The sequence below is a fragment of the Rhodococcus sp. 24CO genome, assembly GCF_050586165.1.
In the GTDB taxonomy this organism is placed as follows: Bacteria; Actinomycetota; Actinomycetes; order Mycobacteriales; family Mycobacteriaceae; genus Rhodococcus_F.
In genome coordinates this window covers 71,637-95,311 of record NZ_JAZFNF010000012.1, presented here as the reverse complement: position 1 = coordinate 95,311, position 23,675 = coordinate 71,637, and the positions used below count along the sequence as shown (strand labels likewise).

At 62.7% G+C, this 23,675-nt stretch carries 23 protein-coding genes and 1 pseudogene; 13 read left to right on the top strand and 11 right to left on the bottom strand.

Features of this window, described 5'->3' with window-relative positions; genetic code table 11:
* Positions 1 to 70: 70 nt before the first annotated feature.
* On the bottom strand, positions 71 to 841 hold the full coding sequence (locus tag V2B23_RS26525) for an SWIM zinc finger family protein (protein WP_430953032.1): 771 nt from the start codon (positions 839 to 841) through the stop codon (positions 71 to 73).
* Complete coding sequence (locus V2B23_RS26520; protein ID WP_430953031.1) at positions 838 to 3,654, bottom strand: DEAD/DEAH box helicase; 2,817 nt, start codon at positions 3,652 to 3,654, stop codon at positions 838 to 840. Before V2B23_RS26520 ends, V2B23_RS26525 begins: the two co-directional genes overlap by 4 nt.
* A 40-nt stretch (positions 3,655 to 3,694) precedes the next feature.
* Between V2B23_RS26520 and V2B23_RS26515 the strand changes: the two genes are divergently transcribed.
* Together V2B23_RS26515 and V2B23_RS26510 are read left to right on the top strand one after the other, a co-directional pair.
* Positions 3,695 to 4,666: an NADP-dependent oxidoreductase gene (locus tag V2B23_RS26515; protein ID WP_430953030.1), complete on the top strand. Its 972-nt coding sequence runs from the start codon at positions 3,695 to 3,697 to the stop codon at positions 4,664 to 4,666.
* A 26-nt stretch (positions 4,667 to 4,692) separates the two neighbouring features.
* On the top strand, positions 4,693 to 5,391 hold the full coding sequence (locus V2B23_RS26510) for an HNH endonuclease family protein (RefSeq protein WP_430953029.1): 699 nt from the start codon (positions 4,693 to 4,695) through the stop codon (positions 5,389 to 5,391).
* 1 nt (position 5,392) lies between these two features.
* Here the strand turns inward: V2B23_RS26510 and V2B23_RS26505 are convergent, their stop codons facing one another.
* On the bottom strand, positions 5,393 to 6,964 hold the full coding sequence (locus V2B23_RS26505) for a molybdopterin-dependent oxidoreductase (RefSeq protein WP_430953028.1): 1,572 nt from the start codon (positions 6,962 to 6,964) through the stop codon (positions 5,393 to 5,395).
* 129 nt (positions 6,965 to 7,093) lie between these two features.
* Here V2B23_RS26505 and V2B23_RS26500 point away from each other — a divergent pair, with 129 nt between their 5' ends.
* The gene (locus tag V2B23_RS26500; protein WP_430953027.1) at positions 7,094 to 7,912 is read left to right on the top strand and encodes a shikimate 5-dehydrogenase; all 819 of its coding nucleotides are present in this window, start codon (positions 7,094 to 7,096) and stop codon (positions 7,910 to 7,912) included.
* Positions 7,913 to 7,925: 13 nt separating this feature from the next.
* The gene (locus tag V2B23_RS26495; RefSeq protein WP_430953026.1) at positions 7,926 to 8,387 is read left to right on the top strand and encodes a DUF6328 family protein; all 462 of its coding nucleotides are present in this window, start codon (positions 7,926 to 7,928) and stop codon (positions 8,385 to 8,387) included.
* A 3-nt stretch (positions 8,388 to 8,390) separates the two neighbouring features.
* On the opposite strand, the gene V2B23_RS26490 is transcribed toward V2B23_RS26495, so the two are convergent.
* The 3 genes and pseudogenes from V2B23_RS26490 to V2B23_RS26480 all read right to left on the bottom strand — a co-directional run.
* The gene (locus V2B23_RS26490) at positions 8,391 to 9,227 is read right to left on the bottom strand and encodes a sulfurtransferase (protein ID WP_430953025.1); all 837 of its coding nucleotides are present in this window, start codon (positions 9,225 to 9,227) and stop codon (positions 8,391 to 8,393) included.
* Between the two features lie 24 nt (positions 9,228 to 9,251).
* The gene (locus tag V2B23_RS26485; RefSeq protein ID WP_430953024.1) at positions 9,252 to 9,431 is read right to left on the bottom strand and encodes a hypothetical protein; all 180 of its coding nucleotides are present in this window, start codon (positions 9,429 to 9,431) and stop codon (positions 9,252 to 9,254) included.
* A gap of 115 nt (positions 9,432 to 9,546) precedes the next feature.
* A pseudogene (locus V2B23_RS26480) lies at positions 9,547 to 9,876 on the bottom strand (LysE family translocator); the annotation flags it as partial.
* Between the two features lie 126 nt (positions 9,877 to 10,002).
* Between V2B23_RS26480 and V2B23_RS26475 the strand changes: the two are divergent.
* The 3 genes from V2B23_RS26475 to V2B23_RS26465 are packed head-to-tail and all read left to right on the top strand — an operon-like array spanning position 10,003 to position 12,197.
* Positions 10,003 to 10,476 carry an Lrp/AsnC family transcriptional regulator gene (locus V2B23_RS26475; protein ID WP_045071385.1) on the top strand — a complete coding sequence of 158 codons (474 nt, stop codon included), beginning with the start codon at positions 10,003 to 10,005 and terminating at the stop codon, positions 10,474 to 10,476.
* A gap of 36 nt (positions 10,477 to 10,512) precedes the next feature.
* Complete coding sequence (locus V2B23_RS26470; protein ID WP_430953023.1) at positions 10,513 to 11,736, top strand: benzoate/H(+) symporter BenE family transporter; 1,224 nt, start codon at positions 10,513 to 10,515, stop codon at positions 11,734 to 11,736.
* Positions 11,733 to 12,197 carry an acyl-CoA thioesterase gene (locus tag V2B23_RS26465; protein ID WP_430953022.1) on the top strand — a complete coding sequence of 155 codons (465 nt, stop codon included), beginning with the start codon at positions 11,733 to 11,735 and terminating at the stop codon, positions 12,195 to 12,197. Before V2B23_RS26470 ends, V2B23_RS26465 begins: the two co-directional genes overlap by 4 nt.
* On the opposite strand, the gene V2B23_RS26460 is transcribed toward V2B23_RS26465, so the two are convergent.
* The gene (locus tag V2B23_RS26460; protein WP_430953021.1) at positions 12,194 to 13,222 is read right to left on the bottom strand and encodes a phosphotransferase family protein; all 1,029 of its coding nucleotides are present in this window, start codon (positions 13,220 to 13,222) and stop codon (positions 12,194 to 12,196) included. The genes V2B23_RS26465 and V2B23_RS26460 overlap by 4 nt on opposite strands.
* Positions 13,223 to 13,460: 238 nt before the next feature.
* Between V2B23_RS26460 and V2B23_RS26455 the strand changes: the two genes are divergently transcribed.
* From V2B23_RS26455 to V2B23_RS26435, 5 genes are read left to right on the top strand one after another with little or no spacing between them, the layout of a single operon-like run.
* Entirely contained in the window at positions 13,461 to 14,555 is a 1,095-nt protein-coding gene (locus tag V2B23_RS26455) for a thiamine pyrophosphate-dependent dehydrogenase E1 component subunit alpha (protein WP_430953084.1), read from the top strand.
* The gene (locus V2B23_RS26450; RefSeq protein ID WP_430953020.1) at positions 14,552 to 15,529 is read left to right on the top strand and encodes an alpha-ketoacid dehydrogenase subunit beta; all 978 of its coding nucleotides are present in this window, start codon (positions 14,552 to 14,554) and stop codon (positions 15,527 to 15,529) included. Before V2B23_RS26455 ends, V2B23_RS26450 begins: the two co-directional genes overlap by 4 nt.
* Entirely contained in the window at positions 15,526 to 16,539 is a 1,014-nt protein-coding gene (locus V2B23_RS26445; RefSeq protein ID WP_430953019.1) for a dihydrolipoamide acetyltransferase family protein, read from the top strand. The genes V2B23_RS26450 and V2B23_RS26445 overlap by 4 nt, the downstream gene beginning before the upstream one ends.
* A gap of 29 nt (positions 16,540 to 16,568) precedes the next feature.
* On the top strand, positions 16,569 to 17,756 hold the full coding sequence (locus V2B23_RS26440) for an MFS transporter (RefSeq protein WP_430953018.1): 1,188 nt from the start codon (positions 16,569 to 16,571) through the stop codon (positions 17,754 to 17,756).
* 40 nt (positions 17,757 to 17,796) lie between these two features.
* Entirely contained in the window at positions 17,797 to 18,435 is a 639-nt protein-coding gene (locus V2B23_RS26435) for a hypothetical protein (RefSeq protein ID WP_430953017.1), read from the top strand.
* Between the two features lie 58 nt (positions 18,436 to 18,493).
* Here the strand turns inward: V2B23_RS26435 and V2B23_RS26430 are convergent, their stop codons facing one another.
* Genes V2B23_RS26430 through V2B23_RS26420 form a run of 3 tightly spaced genes read right to left on the bottom strand, consistent with a single transcriptional unit; the run spans position 18,494 to position 21,356 of the window.
* Entirely contained in the window at positions 18,494 to 19,924 is a 1,431-nt protein-coding gene (locus V2B23_RS26430) for an NAD(P)(+) transhydrogenase (Re/Si-specific) subunit beta (protein ID WP_033236043.1), read from the bottom strand.
* On the bottom strand, positions 19,924 to 20,247 hold the full coding sequence (locus V2B23_RS26425) for an NAD(P) transhydrogenase subunit alpha (RefSeq protein WP_033236042.1): 324 nt from the start codon (positions 20,245 to 20,247) through the stop codon (positions 19,924 to 19,926). Before V2B23_RS26425 ends, V2B23_RS26430 begins: the two co-directional genes overlap by 1 nt.
* The gene (locus V2B23_RS26420; RefSeq protein ID WP_430953016.1) at positions 20,247 to 21,356 is read right to left on the bottom strand and encodes a Re/Si-specific NAD(P)(+) transhydrogenase subunit alpha; all 1,110 of its coding nucleotides are present in this window, start codon (positions 21,354 to 21,356) and stop codon (positions 20,247 to 20,249) included. The genes V2B23_RS26425 and V2B23_RS26420 overlap by 1 nt, the downstream gene beginning before the upstream one ends.
* A gap of 276 nt (positions 21,357 to 21,632) precedes the next feature.
* On the opposite strand from V2B23_RS26420, the gene V2B23_RS26415 reads away from it, so the two are divergent.
* A complete protein-coding gene (locus V2B23_RS26415; RefSeq protein WP_430953015.1) occupies positions 21,633 to 21,998 on the top strand; it encodes a DUF488 domain-containing protein in 366 nt (121 codons plus the stop codon).
* Between the two features lie 7 nt (positions 21,999 to 22,005).
* On the opposite strand, the gene V2B23_RS26410 is transcribed toward V2B23_RS26415, so the two are convergent.
* Positions 22,006 to 23,544 (bottom strand): AMP-binding protein, encoded by a 1,539-nt coding sequence (locus V2B23_RS26410; RefSeq protein ID WP_430953014.1) that lies wholly within the window; start codon positions 23,542 to 23,544, stop codon positions 22,006 to 22,008.
* Between the last annotated feature and the right edge of the window lie 131 nt (positions 23,545 to 23,675).

The following is a 23,675-nucleotide window of genomic DNA, read 5'->3' as shown; positions in this document are numbered from 1 at the left end:
TCAACAGGTCCCTACCGGACCTGTCCACTTCACGATACTGGAACAGCCAGCGGGATCCTAGTGGTTGGGCTCAGGAGTCCAATTGCCGGTAAATTGCCCGCAGTTCCGACAGCGCGACGTTTTGCTGTGCCACATCCAATCCCAGCGCAGCTACCGAGGCCCGCAACGCGTTGACATCCAGATCGTCTATCGCAGCCCGGAATTCGACTCGCGGCAATCCTGGCAGAAGGGACGAGTCCCCGAACCAGCTTTCTCCGTCGACCTCGATCGTGGTCTCGTCTTCCACTCCCCCGATCAGATCGCCGAGATCGACCCCGCGCAGGATCAGAAGTTGCAGCGGATCGGTATCGATCCGCTCGGCAGTCAGGAAGGCCACGGCCGCAGCATGTTTACACGGCCATCCGTCGTCGGGACAGGTGCAGTCGAATTGGAAGGCGCTCGGCCCGTCCGGCAGGAGTTGCGCGGCGAGCATGTCCGGAACCACCCCGGAGACCAGCGAGGCCAATGAGCCTGGGACCCGGCGGAGTTTGGTGATGATGTCGTCGATATCGGTGTTGTCGAGAGTGCTGATCGAGACAGTGGCGGTGAACGGTTCGAGCTGCGTCCCCCACGCCTCACCGGTCACACGTCCCGGCCGAATATCAAGCGGCAAGACCTTGCCTGTGCGAGCAAAAGTTCGACCTCGCGAGACCCGGCCCTTGTCACCGATCTGCTCGATGACCCGGACAAATGCCTTGCCCCAGAACGTCCGACCGAAAGCGGGGCGAGACTTGATCGGCGCCGCTCGCTTACGCGCGCCCGTGTATTCACTGAAATCGGGACCTCCGCGACGCGGACTCATTCGCCTACCGCGTCGTCGCCGAGTCGGAGCAATTCACCGAGCTGTTCGACGCTCATCTCCGTCACCCAGTTCTCCCCTGTTCCGACGGCCAGCTCGGCCAATTCGCTCTTCGTGTCGATCATCGTGTCGATCCGTTCTTCCAATGTCCCGACACAGACCATTTTGCGGACCTGGACGTTCCGATGCTGACCGATGCGGAACACGCGGTCGGTGGCCTGATTCTCGACCGCGGGATTCCACCACCGATCCATGTGTACAACGTGATTCGCGGCGGTCAGATTCAGTCCCGTCCCGCCGGCTTTGAGCGAGAGCACCATGATCGGCGGTCCGCCGACGCTCTGGAATTCCTCGACCATCGTGTCACGGCCGGCTTTCGACACACCGCCGTGCAGGAACGGGACCCCCGTGCTGAACCGCTCGGACAGGTAGGGCAACACCAGTTCCCCGAACTCACGGAACTGCGTGAACAGCAACACTTTCTCGTCTTCCGCAGTCACCGATTCGACGATGTCTTCGATCAATCCGAGTTTGCCGGAACGATGCTGACCGCGGCGCATCACCGCAGATCCGTCGCGAAGAAAATGCGCCGGATGGTTACAGACCTGCTTGAGTTTGGTGAGAGCGGAAAGTACTGCGCCTTTTCGCTTCATGCCTTCCGTACCCTTGATCTGGGCCATCATGTCGTCGACTACTGCGCGATAGAGGGCTGCTTGCTCCTCGCTGAGATTTGCGCGGACCGTCATCTCGAGTTTTTCCGGAAGATCGGAAATGACAGCGGGATCGGTCTTTACTCGCCGCAGGACAAACGGCGACGTCACGGCGCGCAGTCGCGAGACGGCAAGTTCGTCCTTCTCTCGTTCGATCGGCACGACAAAGCGCTTGCGGAACATCTGTTCCGAACCGAGCACACCACGGTTGGCAAAGTCGAGGATGGATCGCAGCTCGTCCAACCGGTTTTCCACCGGAGTTCCGGTCAGTGCGACCCGATGTGCCGCAGGAATGCTGCGAGCGGCGCGCGCCTGCGATGTCTTGGCATTTTTGATGTGCTGCGCCTCGTCGAGCACAACACGTCGCCAATCGAGATCCTTCAGGGCAGCGACGTCACGCGTCATCAACGCGTAGGTCGTGATCACCAGATCGTTGCTGCGTACTGCGGCCTCGAGCGCCGCACCCGTTGCGCGATCGGAACCGTGATGGACGTACACCCGCAGGCTCGGAACAAACCGCGCCGTCTCGCGTTGCCAGTTGCCGACCACCGACATCGGGCACACCAACAGTGTTGGTGTCGTGGACTTCTCGTGCGCAAGCAACGCCAACAGCTGAAGCGTCTTTCCCAACCCCATGTCGTCCGCCAACACCGCACCCAACCCGAGAGCGCTCATGTACGCCAACCAGTTGAGTCCCCGCCGCTGATAGGGCCGCAGTACCGCATTGACTTCTGCCGGAACCGGAACCTCCGCCGGTTCCACCGAATTGTTGAGCAGCGCCGACGCCCACCCCGTTGCCGTCACCTCTTCGACGGGAAGGTCTTTGAGGTCGTCGGCGATCAGGTCCTTGATCAATTCGATGATGGCCCGGTCGCCACTCGCATGGCGCTCGCCGACAAAACGAGCGGCGCGGGCAAGCACCTCCCGGTCAGCTTGGACCCACTCACCGCGCAAGCGAACAAGATCCGACTTCGCGTCGACCAGGCGCGCCATTTCTTCCGGCGTGAGCACTTTGTCTCCGAGCGCCAACTCCCAGTCGTATTCCACCAACTGATCCAGGCCGACCGTACGATTCTCGGCAACGATCGGCGAGGACGCCGAGGTGACTTTCACGCGCAACGACGGCGACACGACGCTCCAGGCCCGAGGTAGCAGGAGTGTGATCCCCTTCTCCTGCAACGCGATAGCGCCGTGACCGACCAGATCCATCACCACAGCTGTCGGCAGTAGGAGGTCCAAACTGTCGTCGTCGCGCGGCACATCCCGAAAGCGCGGGTAGGCCGCGATGGCTTCCTCGAGTTTCCGGCTGCCGACTTGCAGACGCGCCGCATCGGCACGGTGCAGCCTGATCCGTTCGGGGGCTTCACCTTCCGCGCGAAGACACACTTGCAGCCGCCAGAGCGCTTCCGCGTCGATATCGGCGTCCTCGCTCAGTTCCGGTTCGATCAACCGCAGAACCAAGTCGGGCTCGTCTGCGGTGAGAGTGCCGCGCCATTCCGTCAGAGACGACGCAACTCGCAATTCCGCATTGTCGAACGCGTCGCCGCGCACCAATGCCGCCCACAGCCCGGTCGTTGGAGTGTCGACGGACTCGCCCAGCACTCGGCGAACAACCGAATCGGTCAGTTCGTGAACAACGTCGTCCAAAACGGCGCGAGGTGATCCCACTGCGCGCTGCACCGGGGGCATCGCAACAACCAACTCACCCAGCCACGCGCGCTGACGCTCGTCGATCAGCAGCCGCCAGCGCGGCCACCAACTACCCTCCGCCCGGCCCAGTTCGGGAACAACCCGACCAGCCCGTACCCAACGCTCGATCCCGCGAACAACGTGGACAAGATAGTGCAGGTCTGCGGCAACCCGACTGTCCGCAGGTTTGATCCGAAGCAGCAGGTCAACAGCGTCACCCGGTGCCAGCGCCACCGCCGCGTACTCACTCTGCAGCGGGCCGCCCGGTACGGATGGCATCGCGATACTCACTCGATGGCGGAACTTTCGGTGCAGGACAGCACTGACCGGGTCGCGGGGATCGTCGACCCCGGCGCCCTCGTGTCCGTCTACCCACAGTTTGAGCCCCGATCCCGGTGACCAGAGTCCATGCAGCATCCGACCATCCAATCAGGTGCTACCGACATAGGCTGTTGTCATGGTCCTGGCATACGGTTTCACCGAGTACGGCGGTCCGCAGACCCAATCGTTCTTCGACCTTTCCCTGCCGCCACCGGGCGCCGGGCAGATCGTGGTGTCCGTCCGCGCCGCCGGCGTCAATCCGGCGGACTGGAAGGTCCGGGCGGGAACCCGTAAGGACACCGTGCCGGTGACACTGCCGGCAGTGCTCGGCCGCGAGGTGTCGGGTGTCGTCACCAGCGTGGGACCACGGGTCACCGAGTTCGAGGTCGGCGACGAGGTGTTCGGCTCCACCGCAACAGGATTCGGCGGGTACACCGAGACGACCGTCCTCAATGCCTCCCAGGCCGCACACAAACCGGCCGCGGTGTCCTGGGCCGACGCCGCCGTGATACCCGTTGCCTGCGGAACCGCGTACGACGCCCTTCATGATCTAGGCCTCGATACCAGTGCTACGGATACCGGCGCCACGCTGCTGGTGCTCGGCGCGGGCGGCGGAGTCGGGACCAGCACCCTCGCCTTGGCCCGGGCCCGCGGCATCACTGTGCTCGGCGTGGCCAGCGCAGCCAAGCATGACGCCGTCGAGGCAACCGGATCGCTGTGGGTGGACTCGGGTGATCTGTGGGCAGACGCCGTGGCCGCCCTCGCGCCCAGCGGGGTCAACGGCGTCTTCGACCTGGTCGGCGGGGAGACCCTCCAGAGGGCTGCCTCATTGCGGCGTCCGGGCGCCCCGCTCATCAGCATCGCCGATCCCGTCGCTGCTACCGAACTCGGCGGCAGCGGAGTCGAGCGTCGGCGCACCACCGCGGTGTTCACGGCGGTCGCGGAGTTGGTGGCCGGCGGCTCCCTCGACCCGGCCGTCCGGCAGCGCTTTCCCTTCGAGCGGTCCGGCTCAGCCCTTGCTGCTGTGGAGAGTGGGCACAGCGCGGGCAAAGTGGTAATCGAGTTCGACCACGCCTCCGAAGCCGATCTGTCGGAACCTGGTGATTGAATCTCGATCAAGTGAGAGGGGTGGCGGTGGGACGCAGGGCAACGTGGGCGATAGTGTCCACGATCCTCGCGTGCGTACTCACCTCCTGCGGATGGATCGGCAATGAGAGTTCCGCACCGGGCAGCCCCACCGCCACCCAACTCGAGGATTTGCTCAACCGGGTGGCCGTCGTCGATCAGCGCCCACACCCCGGCGGATATCAGCGCGGCTGCAAGAGTGGACAGGCGTGTGTCTTCGGTCCCGCGTGGTCCGACGATCAGGACGCGCCGATGGGCCACGACGGCTGCGACACCCGTAACAACGTTCTGGCTGAGGACCTTTCGGAAACAACGTTCAAGCCCGGAACCCGCGATTGCGTCGTACTGTCCGGCGTGATGACCGATCCGTACTCCGGTGATCGAATCGTGTTCGATCGCAGCCAGGCAAGTGAAGTCCAGATCGACCACGTCTATCCCCTGGCCGCTGCTTGGGATTTCGGTGCAAGTGCGTGGCCGATGGATCTACGCATGCGGTTCGCCAACGACACGGAATTGAACCTGCTGGCAGTCAAGGGAAGTGACAATCAGTCGAAAGGTGACAGCACTCCCGGGCAGTGGCTCCCACCCAATCCTGCGTACCACTGCTATTACGCCTGGAAGTACCTCGCCGTGGCGGTGAAGTACGGACTACCGATCAGCCGAGACGACCACACAACACTTCGCGAACTCGAAGAAGCGCGCTGCTGACCTATTTCACCGTGAAAGACCTTGTGTGCCAGCCCGTTGCACCGCCGGGGATGGGCGGAGTCCGTTCCTCTACCTGAACGTTTCCATCCAGATCGATAGCCCTGACCTGCACGGTGTGCAACCCCGGCGCCGCGTCCCACATCCACGACCACTGACGCCATGTGTCGATCGAATACTCCTGCGCGAGGGTTGCGGCTTGCCACGGCCCGTTGTCGACGCGAACCTCCACCGCTTTGATACCGCGATGCTGAGCCCACGCTGTTCCCGCCATCTGAATCCGACCGGCATTCACGGGTGCCAAGGACGCAGGCACTTCGATCCGCGACGCCGTTTTGATCGGCGCCTGCGCGCCCCATCCGCGTTGCGTCCAATAGGCATCCGCTTGATCGAACCTGGTCAGTTCCCATTCCGTGACCCACTTTGTCGCGGAGACAAAACCGTACAGGCCGGGCACAACCTGACGGACCGGATATCCGTGTTCGAACGGCAGCGGCTCCCCGTTCATCGCGACGGCCAGAATGGCGTCGCGGCCGTCGGTCACCACTTGAACCGGTGTGCCGACAGTGAATCCGTCGACGCTGGTCGAGAGCAGCATGTCCGCGTCCGGGTGCACGCCCACTTCCTCGAGGATGTCTTTCATCGGGTAGCCGATCCAGGTGGCGTTGCCCGCGAGGTTGCCGCCCACCTCATTGGACACGCACGTCAGGGTGATGACACGTTCGATCGGTGTCCGGGCGACCAAATCGTCGAAGGACAAGGTCATCTCGCGGTCCACCATGCCGTGGATGCGCAGTTCCCACGAGTCCGTCGTGAGCTGCGGGACAAGAAGCGCCGTGTCGATCCGATAGAAATCGTCGTTGGGAGTGATGTACGTCGACGCACCGGCAACCCCGATGTTCGCGGCGGCCGGAATCGGTGGTGCCGCCGAGGCAGCAGTCGGTACGACGAAGTCCGCACGGTTCGCGGAAGCCCCGGCGATGCGCTGCCCCACGAACTTTCCGGCAGCACCGGCCGCCGCTGCGACGGCAACTGCAACCCCGGCCAGCATCAGAAACTGTCGACGCGGCAGCCATGTGTCGGGAACACCGGGCGAGGGCGCCACGTCGAGTTGCCCGATCAGCAACCTCAGCGTGACGACACCGGCAGCAACACCCACGATTGTGGGGAACGCGTACATCGCGTCAGCCGTCGGACGGTTCAAGGCCGCATAGACACCCACCAGTCCGAGGGCAATCAGGATCGCACTGCCCACCGGGCGTCGGCGACGCTCGAGTACTCCGGCCAGTGCGCCGAGCAGCGCGATCAGGATCGACATTCCGATGAAGAGCGCGGGTTTGTCGTTGGTCCCGAAGGTTTCGATAGCGAACTCGCGTGCCCACGCCGGCGTTCGGTCCACGGTGGTCGAACCGACTGCATAGAACGGCGAGGAGTCCGGATTGATCAGCAGTGCGACCAGTTGGCCTACCCCCAGAACAACCGCTACGGCAAGTACGCCGGAGATGGCCCGGGCCGCCAACCTGCGACGCGGCCGCGGTTGCGCGGCCGGGTGTTCCTCGATGCTGTCAGTGACCATGTGCGTCTCGGTTCTGCTCGGTACGAGTGGTGCGTGGGATCGGTTACCTCGTATTCGGAGCAGATTCCTGCATGGATGGGTCTCATCACTGCCCTGAAGTTCACGGTAGCCCGGATTAGAGTTGACGCCATGACTGTCGACCTCAACAAGGACACGCTGCTGTGCATGTCGCTATCCGGACGACCGAGCAACATCGGCACCAGATTCCACAACTATCTGTACGAGGAATTGGGCCTCAACTTCGTCTACAAGGCATTCACCACCACTGACATTCCCGCAGCGGTTGCAGGTATCCGCGCACTCGGCATCCGCGGTTGCGGAGTGTCGATGCCGTTCAAGGAGCAGGTGATCGCTCACGTCGACGTCATGCACGACAGCGCATCCGCAATCGACTCCGTCAACACCATCGTCAACGAGGACGGTGTCCTGCACGCCTACAATACCGACTACCAGGCTGTGGCAAACCTGTTGCGCGAGAACAAGGTCGACACGTCGCTCTCGGTCGCGGTCGCCGGCAGTGGCGGCATGGCCAAAGCCGTCGTCGCGGCGGTTCGCGACACCGGTTTCAGCGACGTCACGGTGGTGGCACGCAACAAAGCGGCCGGTGACGCACTTGCCACGCAGTACGGATTCCAGTGGCGGGAAGACCTCCACGATCTGCGCCCCGGCGTTCTGATCAACGCCACTCCGATCGGGATGGCCGGTGGCCCCGAAGCAGATGCGCTGTCGTTCCCGGACGTCGCGGTACGCGGCGCGGAGGTCGTTTTCGACGTGGTGGCCATGCCCGCGAACACTCCCCTGATCGTCCTGGCAGAACAACTCGGTAAGACGGTGATCACTGGCGCCTCGGTAATCGCGCTCCAAGCTGCCGAACAGTTCGCCCTGTACACCGGGGTGCGCCCCAGCGCCGAACAGATCCAACGCGCCTCGGAATACTCGCGGGCGTGACAAACTCGGCACTATGAACGACACCGGGGAGAGCCCTCCCGTGCAACTCGCTCGGAACTTCAACGAGCTGCTACAAGAACTACGAGTCGCTCTCTCCGGCGTACAGATCCTGTTCGCGTTTCTGCTCGCCGTGGCCTTCACCGAGCGCTACGAGGAGTCTTCGGTCTACATCAAGACCATTCACCTGGTGACCGTCATGCTGGTCGCCATTTCCTTCGGCCTCCTGATGGCACCAGCCGTATGGCATCGAGTCCTCTTTCGCGGCGGATACCGTGAGCGCATCTTGACGATCTCCAACCGATTTGCCTTGTGCGGCACCGGTTTTCTCGCCGCATCCATGACCGGCACCGTGCTCCTGATCGCCGAGATAGCGATGGGTGGTGTCGGCGCAAAGATTCTGGCCGCCTGCGCCGCGGTCATGTTCACCACGCTCTGGTTCGTCGTCCCCGCACTGATCAAACGCGACAACAGCTGAGAACTACGCTCCAGTGGCTACAGAGCGCGAGCTGTCGTTGGACCATTGTGACCACGAACCGGGGAACAGGGCCGCGTCGTAGCCCGCTATAGCCAAAGCCGCAATCTGATGCGCCGCAGTCACTCCCGATCCGCAGTACACGGCAAAGCGGACCCCGTCACCCGCTGCGGAGAACCGCTCACGCAACGCTACGGTGCTGGCAAATTTTCCATTGCCATCGATGTTCTCACCGGTCGGCGCACTCACCGCACCCGGAATGTGCCCGGCCACTGGGTCAATCGGTTCGACCTCGCCTCGGTACCGCTCACCGGCTCGCGCGTCGAGAAGGACACCACCGCTCGCCGACCACCCGGCCGCCTCGTCGATGTCGAGAACCGGCATATGTCCGGCGTCGAGCGTCACGTTGCCCTCGGTGATTGCTGCACCCCCGCCGACGGCAACCGGGAAATCGGCCGCTTCCCAGGCCTGCAGCCCACCGTCGAGCAGACGGACATCAGCGATCCCGGCCCATCGCAACAGCCACCACCCGCGCGCCGCGGCGGTGTTCCCCGTTGCGTCGTACAGGACCACCGAATCTCCGTCGTTAATCCCCCATCTACGTGCCGCGACCTGCAGGTCCTCGATGGCGGGCAAGGGGTGGCGTCCCAATTCCTTCGACGCCGGAGCGGCCAGCTCGGTGTCGAGATCCACGAATACCGCTCCGGCTATATGACCCGACTGGAAGTGCTCGGCGCCGTGGGGATCACCCAGCGCCCACCGAACATCGAGCAGGACCGGCGCGGTGCCGGCCTCGATCAGTGAAGCCAGTTCGGTGACGTCGACAAGAACGGGTGCAGTCATGTCTTTCATACTTGCACGATCGTCTCAAGCAATACCGAAGAAGGCGCCAAGCCCGACAAGTAGGACTCCGCTCACCACGTCGATGCGCTTTCCGACGCCAGGTCGCCTCAACCTGCGCCCGGCGCCGGCCGCGAGTACAACCACCAGTGCCCACCACAACGCAGCCGCAATCACCGTGGCGCCCGCCAACGTCAGGGTTCGCACGCCGGCGCCCTGGCCCGGTTCGACAAACTGTGGAAGCAGGCCGAGAAAAAAACAGCAGGGCCTTCGGGTTCAGGAGGTTGGACAGGAACCCGTAACGGTACGCCCGCAGCGGCGCGATCGGTTCCGACGTGGCCACTATCGTGTCGCCGACACCTCGAGCTTTGAATGCACTACGAATTGCGGAGATACCCAACCAGGTCAGATACGCCGCGCCGGCATAGGTGAGAGCCGAGAGTAATTGCGGTCGAGTCGCGACCAGAGCCGACAAGCCGAGCGACGCTGCGGCCGTATGGACAACCAAACCCGTGATGACGCCCGCTGCGACCACGGCGCCCGTCCGACGATCTGCCAGGGAATGCCGCAGGATCAGGACAAAATCCGGGCCGGGCGTGAACAGGACGATGGAAAGTAGGGAGCCAAAAGCAAGCCACTGAGTGGTACTCATCGGCATCTCGGCGTAAGACTCATCTGAATTACCTCAGACCGGAGGGGATTCGGCACATGCGTTCCATAGAGGGAGTGTGCAACTGGATCCGGGTAGTTCAAAACAGTTCCGGATAGAATCCGGTGGATGACAAAAAATGAACCTCTGGATTCGGTCGACTGGAAGATTTTGGCCGAATTGCAGAAAGATGCGTCGATCACCAACAAGGTCCTGGCCGACCGTGTGGGTCTGGCGACGTCGTCATGCCACGAACGTGTGCGCCGCTTGCGGGCAAACGGAACGATCAGCGGAATCCATGCCGTTGTCGACCCAGCTGCCGTTGGCCGGTCGATGCAGGCGATCATCGCCGTGCAACTGCGTCCACACCGCCGTGATCTTGTCGACCGGTTCACCGCCGATGCGCTGGCCTTGCCGGAAACGCTTGCACTGTTCAATGTCTCGGGGCCCGAGGACTTCTTTCTCCACGTCGCCGTGCGGGACAGCGCCCATCTGCAGAGAGTGCTGATCGATCACCTGGCCGCCCATCCGGAAGTGTGGCACGCGCAGACTCACCTCATCTACGGCAAAGCGGTCACAGCGCCCATCCGACCGGATCGCTGAGGTCCACTGCTCCTGCGTCGGGCAGAATCATTGACCATGTCGGACTCCCCACCTACGACCGAACCGGAAGCCACCCGGAGCAACGCACAGCCCATCAGTGCGGGAATCGTGACAGCGCTCGTGGGATTCACCAGTTCGTTCGCGGTGGTGCTCACCGGCCTCGGTGCCGTGGGCGCCGACGCCACCGAGGCCGCATCAGGTCTGTTGGTTCTGTGTGTGACTCAAGCACTGGGCATGCTGTGGCTTTCCCGCCGGTACAAGATTCCGATCACCCTGGCCTGGTCGACACCGGGTGCGGCGCTGCTGGCCGGGGCCGGCGCGGTGCACGGTGGTTGGCCGGCGGCCGTCGGCGCGTTTGTCGTGGTCGGAATTGCCATTGTTCTCACGGGACTGTGGCCGACGCTGGGCAAGATCATCGCGGCAATCCCGACACCGCTGGCACAGGCAATGCTGGCCGGAGTTCTCCTCCCCCTCTGCCTGGCACCGATATTCGCGGTCCGGGACGCACCCCTGGCGGTGGCGCCGGTCATCGTCGTCTGGCTTGCAGCACAACGGTTCTCCAAGCGGTGGGCCGTTCCCCTGGCATTTCTGACCGCAGCCGTCATGATCTGCATCAGCTTGACGACCACCGACAACAACACGCTCGACGTGGGTGCGATGATTCCTCGCGTCGATCTCACCATGCCGTCCTGGTCTTGGCAGGCGATGGTCGGCATTGCGATTCCGCTGTACATCGTCACGATGGCGTCGCAGAACATCCCCGGTGTGGCGGTGATGAAATCGTTCGGATACACCATTCCGTGGCGACCGTCCATGATCGTGACCGGCCTCGGCACCGTTCTCGGGGCCCCCGCCGGCGGGCACGCCATCAACCTCGCGGCGATCAGCGCCGCTCTCGCGGCGGCGCCCACGGCGCACCCTGATCCGAAGCGGCGGTGGATCGCGGCGAGCACAGCCGGTTGGGCCTACCTGGTGCTGGCCGCAGGCTCTGCCGCCGTCGCGGCTCTGGTTGTCGCAGCACCAGCCGGTGTAGTGGAAACCGTTGCCGGGCTTGCTCTCATGGGAACCTTGGCGGCGTCGTTGACCGCTGCGCTCAGCGACGCCACCGAACGTGAAGGTGCGGTGGTCACGTTCCTCATCGCCGCGTCCGGCGTCAGCGTTCTCGGAATCGGATCGGCTTTCTGGGCGCTTCTCGTCGGGTTGATCGTCCGGGCCGTGCTGACGAGTGGTCCACTGACCTCGCTAAGGTCGAGATCGTGAGCGCAGCAGATACCGTCATCTCGATCGAGCAGTTTCCCGTCCGCTGGCCGGTCCCGACCCGCTGGGACGACAACGACCACTACGGCCACGTCAACAACGTGACCTATTACTCGTACTTCGACACTGCTGTGAACGCGTGGCTCATGTCCGCCACCGGCGTCGACATCCGCACGCTGCCGGCCATCGGAGTTGTGGCTGAGACATCGTGCCGCTACCTCAGTGAACTCACGTTCCCCGAACAGTTGCAGGTCGGTATCTCGATCGAGAAGCTGGGCACCAAGAGCATCGTGTACGCGCTCGCGATCTTCCACGAAGACGCCGCGGGGAGATGGGTCGCCGCTGCCACGGGACGGTTTGTCCACGTCTACGTCGACGCAGTCACCCGCACACCGGTCGCGATACCGGCCGCCATCAAAGACGCGGCCGGTTCGCTTGTCGCCAGTGAGGTCAGTCCCGTCTAGTGCAATCCCAGCTTTTCGGCCGTCTCGACTGCGCGCGCAACAATTCCGTCGATCAGAGTCGAGGTCGGGCCGCCGTGCTCGGCGCGGTTGCGTGGGTCGTCGAGGATGCGGCGCAGCACTCCCTCGGCGATGATCGACAACCTCCACAGCGCCAGCACGTGCCAGTAGCCCACGGCCGACACATCGCGGCCGGTGGCAGCGACATAGGCGTCGACCAGTTCGTCTCGAGTGGGGAAACCTTCGAGCGTCGACGCCATGAACGGCCCGGCAACCTTGTCGCCCGCTTCGGGCCAATATGCCAGTAGCGCACCAAGATCCGCCAGTGGATCACCTAGCGTGCACAGTTCCCAGTCCACCACTGCCAGCACTCGGCCTTGCGCCGGATCGGTGATGATGTTGTTGAGGTGGAAATCGCCGTGAACCAGGGTGACTTCGGTCTGCTCGGGAATGTTCCGGTGCAGGATGTCCGCGAGTCGCTCCACGTCGGGGACATCTCGGGTCTTCGACTTTTCCCACTGCGCAGACCATCTCTTGAGCTGCCGCTCCGCAAACGGCTTACGACTGGCCAGATCTTCCAGTCCGGTCTCTTCGAGATCGACGCCGTGGATAGTGGCGAGCGCCTTGGGCAACGCCAACCCGACGTTGCGCCGCTGTTCTTCCGTCAGTTTCTGCGCTACCGGTACCCCGTCGATGACAACCCCGTCGACGTAACTCATGAGAACCAGCGGCGCGTCCGTCACAGCCGGATCCTCGGTGATTCCGATGATCTTGGGCACCGGGACGGCCGTCCCCTGCAGCGACGACAGGATTCGGTGCTCACGCACTACATCATGTGCCGATGCCAACAAGGTGCCGAGCGGAGGTCTGCGCAACACCCACCGCGCACCTCCGGCGTCGGTGACGGCATACGTGAGGTTGGACTGACCGTTGCCGATCCTCTCGAAAGTCAGTGGCGTGGTGGCGCCGACGCCCAACTCGGCGATCCACCCTGAAACAGCATCTTCGTTCAGTCCGACTGCGTTCACCGCACCGATGCTAGCCGTAGAAATCGCTGCGGCGGGTGGTTCCGACACCTTTGTTACCCACCGGTTCGGAAACTGTGACGGTCTCTCCCTCATCGAAACCCGCAAGTACTTGCGGATTCTGCGCCGAAGGGGATGCTGGGAAGTAGGGCATCACAAAAAAAACTGAACATCACATCGGGATTGCTCGAATCGCCCACAAGGCGCGTCGGGCATGAGCAGAAACCGAGGTGAACTTACGATGATCGGCAACCTCGATTATCCAGTCCAACTCATTCAACCGGACGGCGCGCGGGTGTGCCGACCGGAATACGACCGTCTGATCGCCAACCTGGAACGAGACGATTACCTGTCGCTGTACCGCGATCTCGTGATCAGTCGCCGAATCGACACCACAGCGGTAACACTTCAGCGCCAAGGCGAAATCGGTTTATGGGCACCGCTCTTGGGCCAGGAAGCTGCGCAGGTCGGATCCGCGCGCGCGCTGGAGCCTGACGATTTTGCATTCATCTCCTATCGTGAGCACGCCGTCGCCTACTGCCGCGGAGTTCCGCCCCACGCACTGACCGTCCTGTGGCGCGGGTGCGCCCATTCCGCTTGGGACCCAGAACAATTCAATGTGACCAACCCGGCGATCGTCGTCGGGTCCCAGGGACTTCACGCAACGGGATACGCACTGGGCGCTCACCTCGACGGCGCAGAAATCGCCACCATCGCCTATTTTGGTGACGGTGCCACCAGCCAGGGCGATATTGCCGAAGCGCTGGGATTTGCCGCCAGCTTCCGCGCCGGAGTTGTCTTCTTCTGCCAGAACAATCAGTGGGCCATCAGCGAACCGGTCTCACTGCAGTCCCGCACACCGATCTCGCACCGCGCCGAGGGCTACGGCATTCCGTCGTATCGCGTTGACGGAAATGACGTACTCGCTGTCCTGGCAGTCACTCGAAAGGCTCTGGCCCACGCCCGTGAGGGAAGCGGCCCGACGTTCATCGAAGCGATTACCTGCCGCATGGGCCCACACACCACCTCCGACGATCCCTCGAGGTACCGCTCCGATACCGATATGGCGCCGTGGCGGCGCCGCGATCCGATCGAGCGGATGCGGTTGTTTCTTACCTCTCGTGGACTCCTCGATGACGAGGTTGCCGCCGAGATTGCCGTCGCTGCCGACGAAGTCGCTGCCGGTCTGCGACGCAACACAATCGGCTTCACTGATCCGCCGCCCTCGGCATTGTTCGATCACGTCTACACCGGCCCCCATCCGTTGATCGAGCACGAACGTGCGCAGCACCAGGAGTATCTGGCAAGTTTCGACAATCAGGAGGTCGTGTCATGACGCTCGTCACTCTGGTGACAGCCCTCAACACCGGACTACGACGCGCACTCGAGAGTGACCCCCACGTCGTGATCCTCGGCGAGGACGTCGGCCGTCTCGGCGGCGTTTTCCGGGTCACCGATGCACTGCAGAAGGATTTCGGCGAGAACCGAGTCATCGACATGCCACTCGCCGAATCCGGCATCGTGGGAACCGCTTTCGGCCTGGCGCTGCGCGGCTACCGGCCGGTGTGCGAAATACAATTCGACGGATTTGTCTACCCGGCCTTCGACCAGATCGTCTCGCAAGTCGCGAAGATCCACTACCGCACCCAGGGACGGGTGCGCGCACCCATCACGATTCGCATTCCCAGCGGCGGCGGAATCGGTGCCGTAGAACATCATTCGGAATCGCCGGAGGCCTACTTCGCCCACACTGCGGGACTGAGAGTGGTGTACCCGAGCAATCCGGCCGACGGTTTCCACATGATCAGGCAAGCCGTCGAGTGCGACGATCCGGTCGTATTCCTCGAACCGAAGCGGCGCTACTGGGACTCGGCTGAGGTGGATCTGAGCGCGGCACCGCCACTGCCACTGCACAGTGCGCGGATAGTGCGCCCCGGCAGCGATGCCACTGTTGTCGCGTACGGATCTATGGTGGCGACAGCCTTGGAAGCGGCGGACATCGCCGAGGACGAAGGCAATCACCTCGAAGTGATCGATCTTCGGTCACTTTCCCCGATCGACTTCGATACTCTCGAGAAGTCGGTACGACGGACCGGGCGGCTTGTCATCGTCCACGAGGCACCGATGTTTCTCGGGATGGGCGCCGAAATCGCCGCACATGCCGCGCACGAATGCTTCTACGACCTCAAGGCGCCCGTGCGCCGCGTGACGGGTTTCGACATCCCCTATCCCCCAGCCAAACTCGAACAGTTCCACCTTCCGGACGCAGATCGAATCCTCGCCGCACTCGATGAAATGCTGGCCGCATGACTACCGCGGAGTTCCGACTTCCCGATCTCGGCGAGGGTCTCACAAGCGCCGAATTGGTGTCGTGGCACGTTGATGTCGGCGAACACGTCAGCATCGATCAGGTGATTGCCGACGTCGAAACCGCGAAGGCACAAGTCGAACTTCCGTCGCCGTACGCCGGAGTTGTCACCGAACTTCTTGCCGAACCCGGCGAGGCGGTGCCGGTGGGGGCACCGATCATTCGCATCGAGAGTGCGGACCCTGCTGGTGCGAGTGTGTCGGCTCCGCCGGTCCTGGTCGGCTACGGTCCGCAGACGGCGCAGGCAAGCCGCCGGCGCAAGCGAGTCCCGCCCGCACCCGCGCAACACAGAGAGATGGCGCGGGCGATGACCGGCAGCGCCCGCGCACCCCAGGCCACGGTGTTCGTCACGATCGACGTCACCGCGTCGATGGAACTACTCGACACACTCCGCGCATCCGCAGACTTCGAGAACTGCTCGGTCACACCGCTGACTCTTGCCGCCAAGTCCCTGGTGACCGCCATCGCGTCGCACCCGAGTATCAATGCCACGTGGGATGAGGCGGCCGAACGCAGTGTTGTGCATCCACAGGTCAATCTCGGGATCGCGGTGGCGTCGGACCGCGGACTCCTCGTTCCCAACATCAAAGACACAGGCAACCTGACACTACGAGAAATTGCGCGTCGCATCACCGAACTGACGTCGACGGCCCGCGCCGGCCGAACCGACGTCGAGCATCTCACCGGCGGTACGGTCACGATCACCAATGTCGGGGTGTTCGGTGTCGACGGTGGTGTTGCACTCCTCAATCCGGGCGAGGCTGCCATCCTTTGTCTGGGCAGCGTGAACGAGCGGCCCTGGGTCCGGGACGGACAGATCGCCATTCGGCACGTTGCGACGCTCTCGCTGACATTCGACCATCGCGTCCTGGACGGACGACAGGCGTCGCAGTTCCTCACGCTCGTGGCGTCGATGCTCGCCGACCCGGCGGTCCTTCTCGCCCATCTGTGACGCAACCTCAGTCCTGGCAGACTGTCACGGTGAGCATCGCCCCCACTCCCACTCTGATTCGCGCACGTGCCGGTATTTTCGGCATATTCGGTATCAACGGCTTCCTGCTCGCGATGTGGGTGGTGCATATCCCGTCGATCGAGCACCGCGTCGGCATCAGCCACTCCACACTGGGGTCTCTGCTTCTCCTGCTTGCCGTCGGCGCCATTGCCGGCATGCAGCTCAGTGGCCCGCTCGCCGACCGCTACGGGAGCCGACGGATGGTAATCCTGGCGGGAACCGGTCTGTCCGCCGCCGTGCTCGGTCCGGGATTTGCCACCAACGCGTGGCAATTGGGCGCTGCACTGGTGGCTTTCGGTTTTGCCAACGGCGCCTTGGATGTCTCGATGAATTCCCAAGCCGTTGAAGCCGAACAGTTGTACCGACGGCCGATCATGTCCGCGTTCCACGGCATGTTTTCCGTGGGCGGAGTGGTGGGTTCGGTTGTCGGAGCGGGCACTCTGGCACTCGGCCTTGCACCTTCCGTTACGCTGACCGCCGCATCACTGGTCGGCTTCGGTGCCGTCGCGATCTGCTCCCGGCCCTTGCTTCCGCGCTTCGAGCGCCACTCCGACGACGACGCCCCTGCGGAACAACCGCACGGCCACTTCTCGGCCAAGGTGCTTGCGCTGGGCGCGCTGGCGTTTGTACTCATGCTCGCCGAAGGTGTGGCAAACGATTGGAGTGCACTGCAAGTCAAGGAAGATCTTGGCGTCTCGAATGCCGTTGCGGCCCTGTCCTTCGGAGCTTTCTCCGCGATGATGACAGTCGGCCGATTCACCGCGGATCGCATCAGCGCCGCCCTCGGCCCCGTCGCGGTTGTTCGCTACGGCGCCATGATCGCCTCGGTGGGAATGTTGACAGTCGTTCTTTCCGGGTGGCTTCCGCTCACGCTCTTCGGCTGGGCGCTCTTCGGCGCAGGACTGTCCGGCTGCATCCCACAGATCTTCACGACCGCCGGCAACCTGGGCTCAGGATCAGCTGGTACCAACATGTCTCGGGTTGTGGGTTTGGGCTACATCGGGTTTCTTGCCGGCCCCGCGACGATCGGCTGGGCGACGCAGATTGTGCCACTCACCACAGCGATGCTCATCCCACTTCTCTGTGTGCTGGTCGCAGCACTGTCCGCCGGTGTCGTTCGTCGCGATTCTTCGACCACCCACCGAGATCACAGCTGATCCTCACGCTTGTCACAGACAAAGCAGGGATGCTGGACATGTGACCGTCTCGACCTCCGCCCCCCACTCGCCGTCCGCCACAACCCGCTTCCTCGCCCTTGCCGCATTCTGTGCCGCAGCGCTCGGTATTTTGTACTTTCTCCGACCTGATTCACCGACGGTCACTGTTCCGGAATCGTTGAGATCCGTTGCCGATCAGATCGTCCGCGTCGTGGACGTCACTGCCGTGTTGACGGCCACCGCCGTCCTCGCCGCAGTATCGATGCTCCGCACATTGCCATACGGTATCGGCGCCATACTCATGCTCGGGGTGGGCGCAAATCTGACCAGTGCTGCGCTGGGTTCATGGCTCACGGATGCGCCGACGGCCTTGCTTCCCAGCGGGCATGTTGTTGCCGCAGCAGCGTTGTACGGTTCGGCGGTTCTGATCTCTGCGCCGCGGTGGCGACCCGTCATTGTCGGACTGGGCATCTCAGGAGTTGCCGCGGTCGCGGTCAGTGTGGTCGCCACCGAGATGAGCGGAATCTTTGGTGTGGTTGCCGGGCTCCTGATCGCAGCGGCCTGGGGTTGTGTGGCAGCCATTCTGATGGAGCACTCGCCGGTCGCCGCGAAACGTGAAGCAGCCCGACCTGATACGGCAGCCATCGCGTTCTCCCGCGATCGGCGCATCCACCTGTAAACCGAAAGGGCGCCTACTCACCCTCGTGAGTAGGCGCCCTTTGCTGCAGCAGAAAAACTTACAGAGCCTTGAGTTCTTCCGTGACCTCGGCGACGGACTTCTTCGCGTCACCGAAGAGCATCGAAGTGCCCTCGGCGAAGAACAGCGGGTTGTCGATACCGGCGAAGCCCGAGTTCATCGAACGCTTGAGCACGATGACGGACTTCGACTGATCCACGTTCAGGATCGGCATCCCGTGAATCGGCGAGTTCGGATCATTACGCGCCGACGGGTTGGTTACATCGTTCGCGCCGATCACCAAGGTGACGTCGGTGCGGGAGAACTCGTCGTTGATGTCGTCCATTTCCTTCATCGCGTCGTACGAGACATCCGCCTCGGCGAGAAGAACATTCATGTGACCGGGCATACGACCGGCAACGGGGTGAATGGCGTACTTGACCTCGACGCCCTTCGACTCGAGCAACTTCGCCATGTCCTTGACGGCATGCTGAGCCTGCGCCACAGCCAAACCGTAACCGGGAACCACGATCACCTGATTGGCGTACGCCATCTGGATAGCGGCATCGGCCGCGGAGGTGGCCTTCGCCGTGCGCACGACACCGTCGGAGGATGCAGCTTCTCCGCCGCCGCCACCGAAGCCGCCGGCAACGATCGCCGGGATGGAGCGGTTCATGGCCTTCGCCATGAGGTTGGTCAAGATGGTGCCCGACGCGCCGACGATCATGCCGGCCACGATCATGGCCTGGTTGTCGAGCGCCAAACCTGCTGCGGCAGCGGACAAACCGGTGAGTGCGTTGAGCAGCGAGATCACGACGGGCATATCGGCGCCGCCGATCGGCAGCACCACCATCAAGCCGAGGATGCCCGAGAGTACGAGGACACCGACGATCCAGAGGGAACTGGTCGGGCCTTCCGGGGAGATCGCCTTGATACCGATGATCACCGAAAATGCAACAGCGGCGATGAGCAGCAGAGCATTGAGGGGTTGCTGCAACTTGCCGATGCCGATCGGGCGACCCGGCAGGGTTTCCTGCAACTTCAGGAACGCGATCACGCTGCCCCAGAAGGAGATCGAACCGATCACCGCAGCGAAGAGAGATGCGATGACGATGTGCACCGTCGGGGACTCACCATGCTGGAACGCGGTGAAACCGTCCGAGTCGAGGAATTCTGCGTACGCGATCAACGCGACGGTACCGCCGCCGACACCGTTGAACAGTGCCACCAACTGCGGCATGGCCGTCATCTTCGTGCGCAGCGCCGGCGGAACACCGAGCACAACACCGATGATCAGACCGGCCGCGATGAGGATCCAGTTCCCCATCTCCGTGTCACGGATGGAAATCAGCGTCGCGATGACGGCGATGAGCATGCCGACTGCGGCGATCTGGTTGCCACGCACCGCGGTCTTCGGGCCGGTAAGACCCATGAGACCGTAGATGAACATCGAGAACGCGACAATGTACAAACCATTGACCAGGTATTCCATTACTGGTCACCATCCTTCGAAACAGTCTTGGCGGCGGGCTTGGCCTTGAACATCGCCAGCATGCGGTCCGTGACCACAAAGCCACCGACAACGTTGACCGTTCCGAAGACAAGTGCGACAAACAAGATGATCTGCAATCCGATGGACGGATCGTGCACCTTGCCCAAAACCACGAGCGCGCCGAGGACGACGATGCCGTGGATGGCGTTGGTACCCGACATCAGCGGGGTGTGCAGAGTGTTCGGGACCTTGGAGATCACCGCGAAACCGACGAATCCGGACAACACCAGGATCGCGATATTCGACAACAACGATGTGTACATCAGGCGCCCTTCTCTTCACGGGTGACGCACGCGCCGGCCAGAACCTCGTCGGAGAAATCGGGAGCCAAAGCCCCATCGACGAGCATCAGTTCGATCAGCGCGGAAATGTTCTTCGAGTACAGCTCCGAGGCATGCTCGGGCATCGACGCCGGCAAATTCAGCGGCGAGCAAATGGTGACGCCGTGCTTGACGACGGTCTGACCCGGTTCGGTCAACTCGCAGTTGCCGCCCGTCTCACCGGCAAGGTCCACGACAACACTGCCGGGCTTCATGCCCTCCACAGCAGCTGCGGTCACCAGACGCGGAGCGGGACGACCCGGAACCAACGCCGTGGTGATCACGACGTCGAATCCCTTGATGGCGTCTTCGAGAGCCTGCTGCTGCTTCGCGCGCTCGTCGTCGGTGAGCTCACGGGCGTATCCGCCCTCACCGGCTGCGTCGATACCGAGATCAAGCCACTGAGCGCCCACCGAGCGCACCTGATCGGCAACCTCAGGTCGCACGTCGTAGCCGGTAGCGCGGCCACCGAGACGCTTCGCCGTAGCCAGCGCCTGCAGACCGGCAACACCGACACCGAGAACAAGCACCGTCGCGGGCTTGACCGTACCGGCGGCCGTGGTGAGCATCGGGAAGAATCGCGTCGACTCCGACGCCGCCAGCAACACAGCCTTGTAACCGGACACGTTTGCCTGCGACGACAGAGCGTCCATCACCTGGGCGCGGGAAATACGCGGAATAGCCTCGACCGCATATCCCTCGATTCCGGCAGCCTTGAGCTCGGCGATGCGGTTGTCCGCGTTGCGCGGGTTCAGGAACCCGATCAACTTCGCTCCGGAGCTGATCTTGCCGATCTCGTCCGACGACGGCGGCGCGACCTTGACAACAACATCAGCGGTCCACGGATCGCCGATCTTCGCGCCGGCAGCGGTGTACAGCTCGTCCGGGATCAACGCACCCAGACCGGCACCGGACTCGACCACAACGTCGACGCCCTTCCCGATCAGAGCCGCCACGATCTTCGGCACCAACGCGACCCGACGCTCACCGTCACTCGACTCCCGAGGGACGCCGACCGACGGACGCACTTGTGCGCTCTTCGATGTTTCCATTTGTTCCATTACCTTCTGCGGTTGGTGGTTCGCCTGCTGCGATGAGCGGCGGCCAACATGGGATGAGCGGAAGATGACCCGCTTTTGGGTGAATGGTGACTGATACTAGCCAGACTTCTCCGTGCAAAGTGAACACGGAGAACTACTTTCTTCATCTGAATCGAGTCCGAACAGTATCTTTACCTATGTACAAGTCAGTATAATGTGAGCCCCATCACATCGGGGTGTCGACCTATTCCACGATGTGAACCACAATCGATGCATGAGGTGTCGATCGTGAAGCGTCGAAAAATTGTCGTAGAACGGATCTACGAACAGTCCGGTTCGGAAAACGCGGTGCGGTTGTTAGTGGATCGGCTTTGGCCGCGCGGGATACGACGCGACGAGTTGTCGTTCGACGACTGGGCCAAGGAATTGGCCCCATCTTCCGAACTACGAAAGTGGTACGGCCACGACACGACTCGCTTCGACACGTTTTCCGCGAGATATCGCGCAGAACTCGCCGCACGTCCCGTCCGCGAGTACCTGGCGCGCGTCACACCCGCAGCGGACCCGCACCCCATCGTGCTGCTCACCGCGAGCAAGGACCTCACCCACAGCCACGCGTCGGTGCTGGCCGACTATCTCCGAACAATCGTGTAACGATTGATCAACTATTCACATACTGGGATCGCAACTTGTGCTTGACGAGTTTTCCCGTGGCAGTTCGAGGTAATTCGTCGGCGAAATCGATGGACCGCGGCGCCTTGAAATGCGAAACGCGATCACGCACGTACTTCAGCAATTCTTCGGCGACATCTGCCGAAGGCTCGATTCCGTCCACTAACTGGACGACCGCCTTGACTTGTTCACCCATCTCGTCGTCGGGAATTCCGATTACCGCGACGTCGAAAACCTTCGGGTGGAGAGTCAGAACATTCTCCGACTCCTGCGGATAGATATTGACGCCGCCCGAAATAATGGTGAATGCCGCCCGATCGGTGAGATAGAGGAACCTCTCGTCGTCGATGTACCCGATGTCGCCGCTCGTGGTCCAGTTCGGATGATCGGGGTGCTGCGCGGACGCAGTTTTCTCCGGATCGTTGTGATAGCGGAACGGCAACTTCTCACGTTCCCAGAAGACTGTGCCGACCTCACCGACGGGAAGGTCCGCGCCGGAATCGTCACAGATATGGACAATCCCCATTACTCCGTCACGACCGACCGAACCTGGATGCGACAGCGACTGCTCGCTGTTGATGAATGTCGCGCCCGCGCCTTCCGTCGACGCGTAGTACTCGTTGATCACCGGACCCCACCAGTCGATCATCGACGCTTTGACCTCCGGCGGGCACGGTGCCGCGGCATGAATGGCCACCTTCATGCTCGACACGTCGTATCCGAGTCGTGTCTCCTCGGGAAGTTTGAGCATCCGCACAAACATCGTCGGCACCCACTGACTGTGCGTGACGCCGTACTCACCGATCAGAGACAGCGCCGCCTCGGCGTCGAAGCTGTCCATCAAGATCACTGTGCCGCCCACCGAGTTGATGACCCCGCAGAACCGTAGTGGCGCAGCATGATAGATCGGCGCCGGGCACAAATAGACTGTGCTGGAATCGAATCCGTACATCGGCGCGAACACGGCGGTAAATGGATCCATCGTGACGTCGACTTCACCTTCCGGCAGATCTCCCTTGATCCCTTTGGGGCGACCGGTTGTTCCCGAGGAATACAGCATGTCCGTGCCGCGGGGTTGCAAATCCAAAGGCTCCGTCGATTGCGCCGAGACAGCCGCGTCGTAGTCTTCGAATCCCGCGAGCTCACCCCCGTACACCAATCTGTGGAGAACTCGCGGAGTCAGCGCCGGATCTGTCGGAACAGCGTGTGCTGCTGCAGCGGACGCGATCAGTACTTTCGCCTCGCAATCGTCGACGATGTACGCCGCCTCCTGCGCCGTCAGATGACAGTTGACCGCGGTGATGTAGAAGCCGGACCGCAGTGCAGCCCAATACACTTCGAACGCGCGCAGGTCGTTGTTCGATATAAGTGCAACGTGGTCGCCAGGCTTCATTCCCAGTCCGCGCAAGTACCTGGCCAGTGCGATCGATCGCTCGTCGAGCTCCCGATACGTGATCGACTCACCAGTCGACGGCCGGATGATCGCCGGCTTGTCCGGTGTGGAAGCAACAAAATTTCCAGGAAACACGCGCACTCCTCAATCAGCTTCTCGTCCGTCCACCCCGGTCTATCACAAGGCGGCGCGGTTCGATTCGATTTCGGCGGAACGGCGCCATTGGCTCGGCGGCCGAACTTCCTCGCCCTACAGTGAGAGGTCAG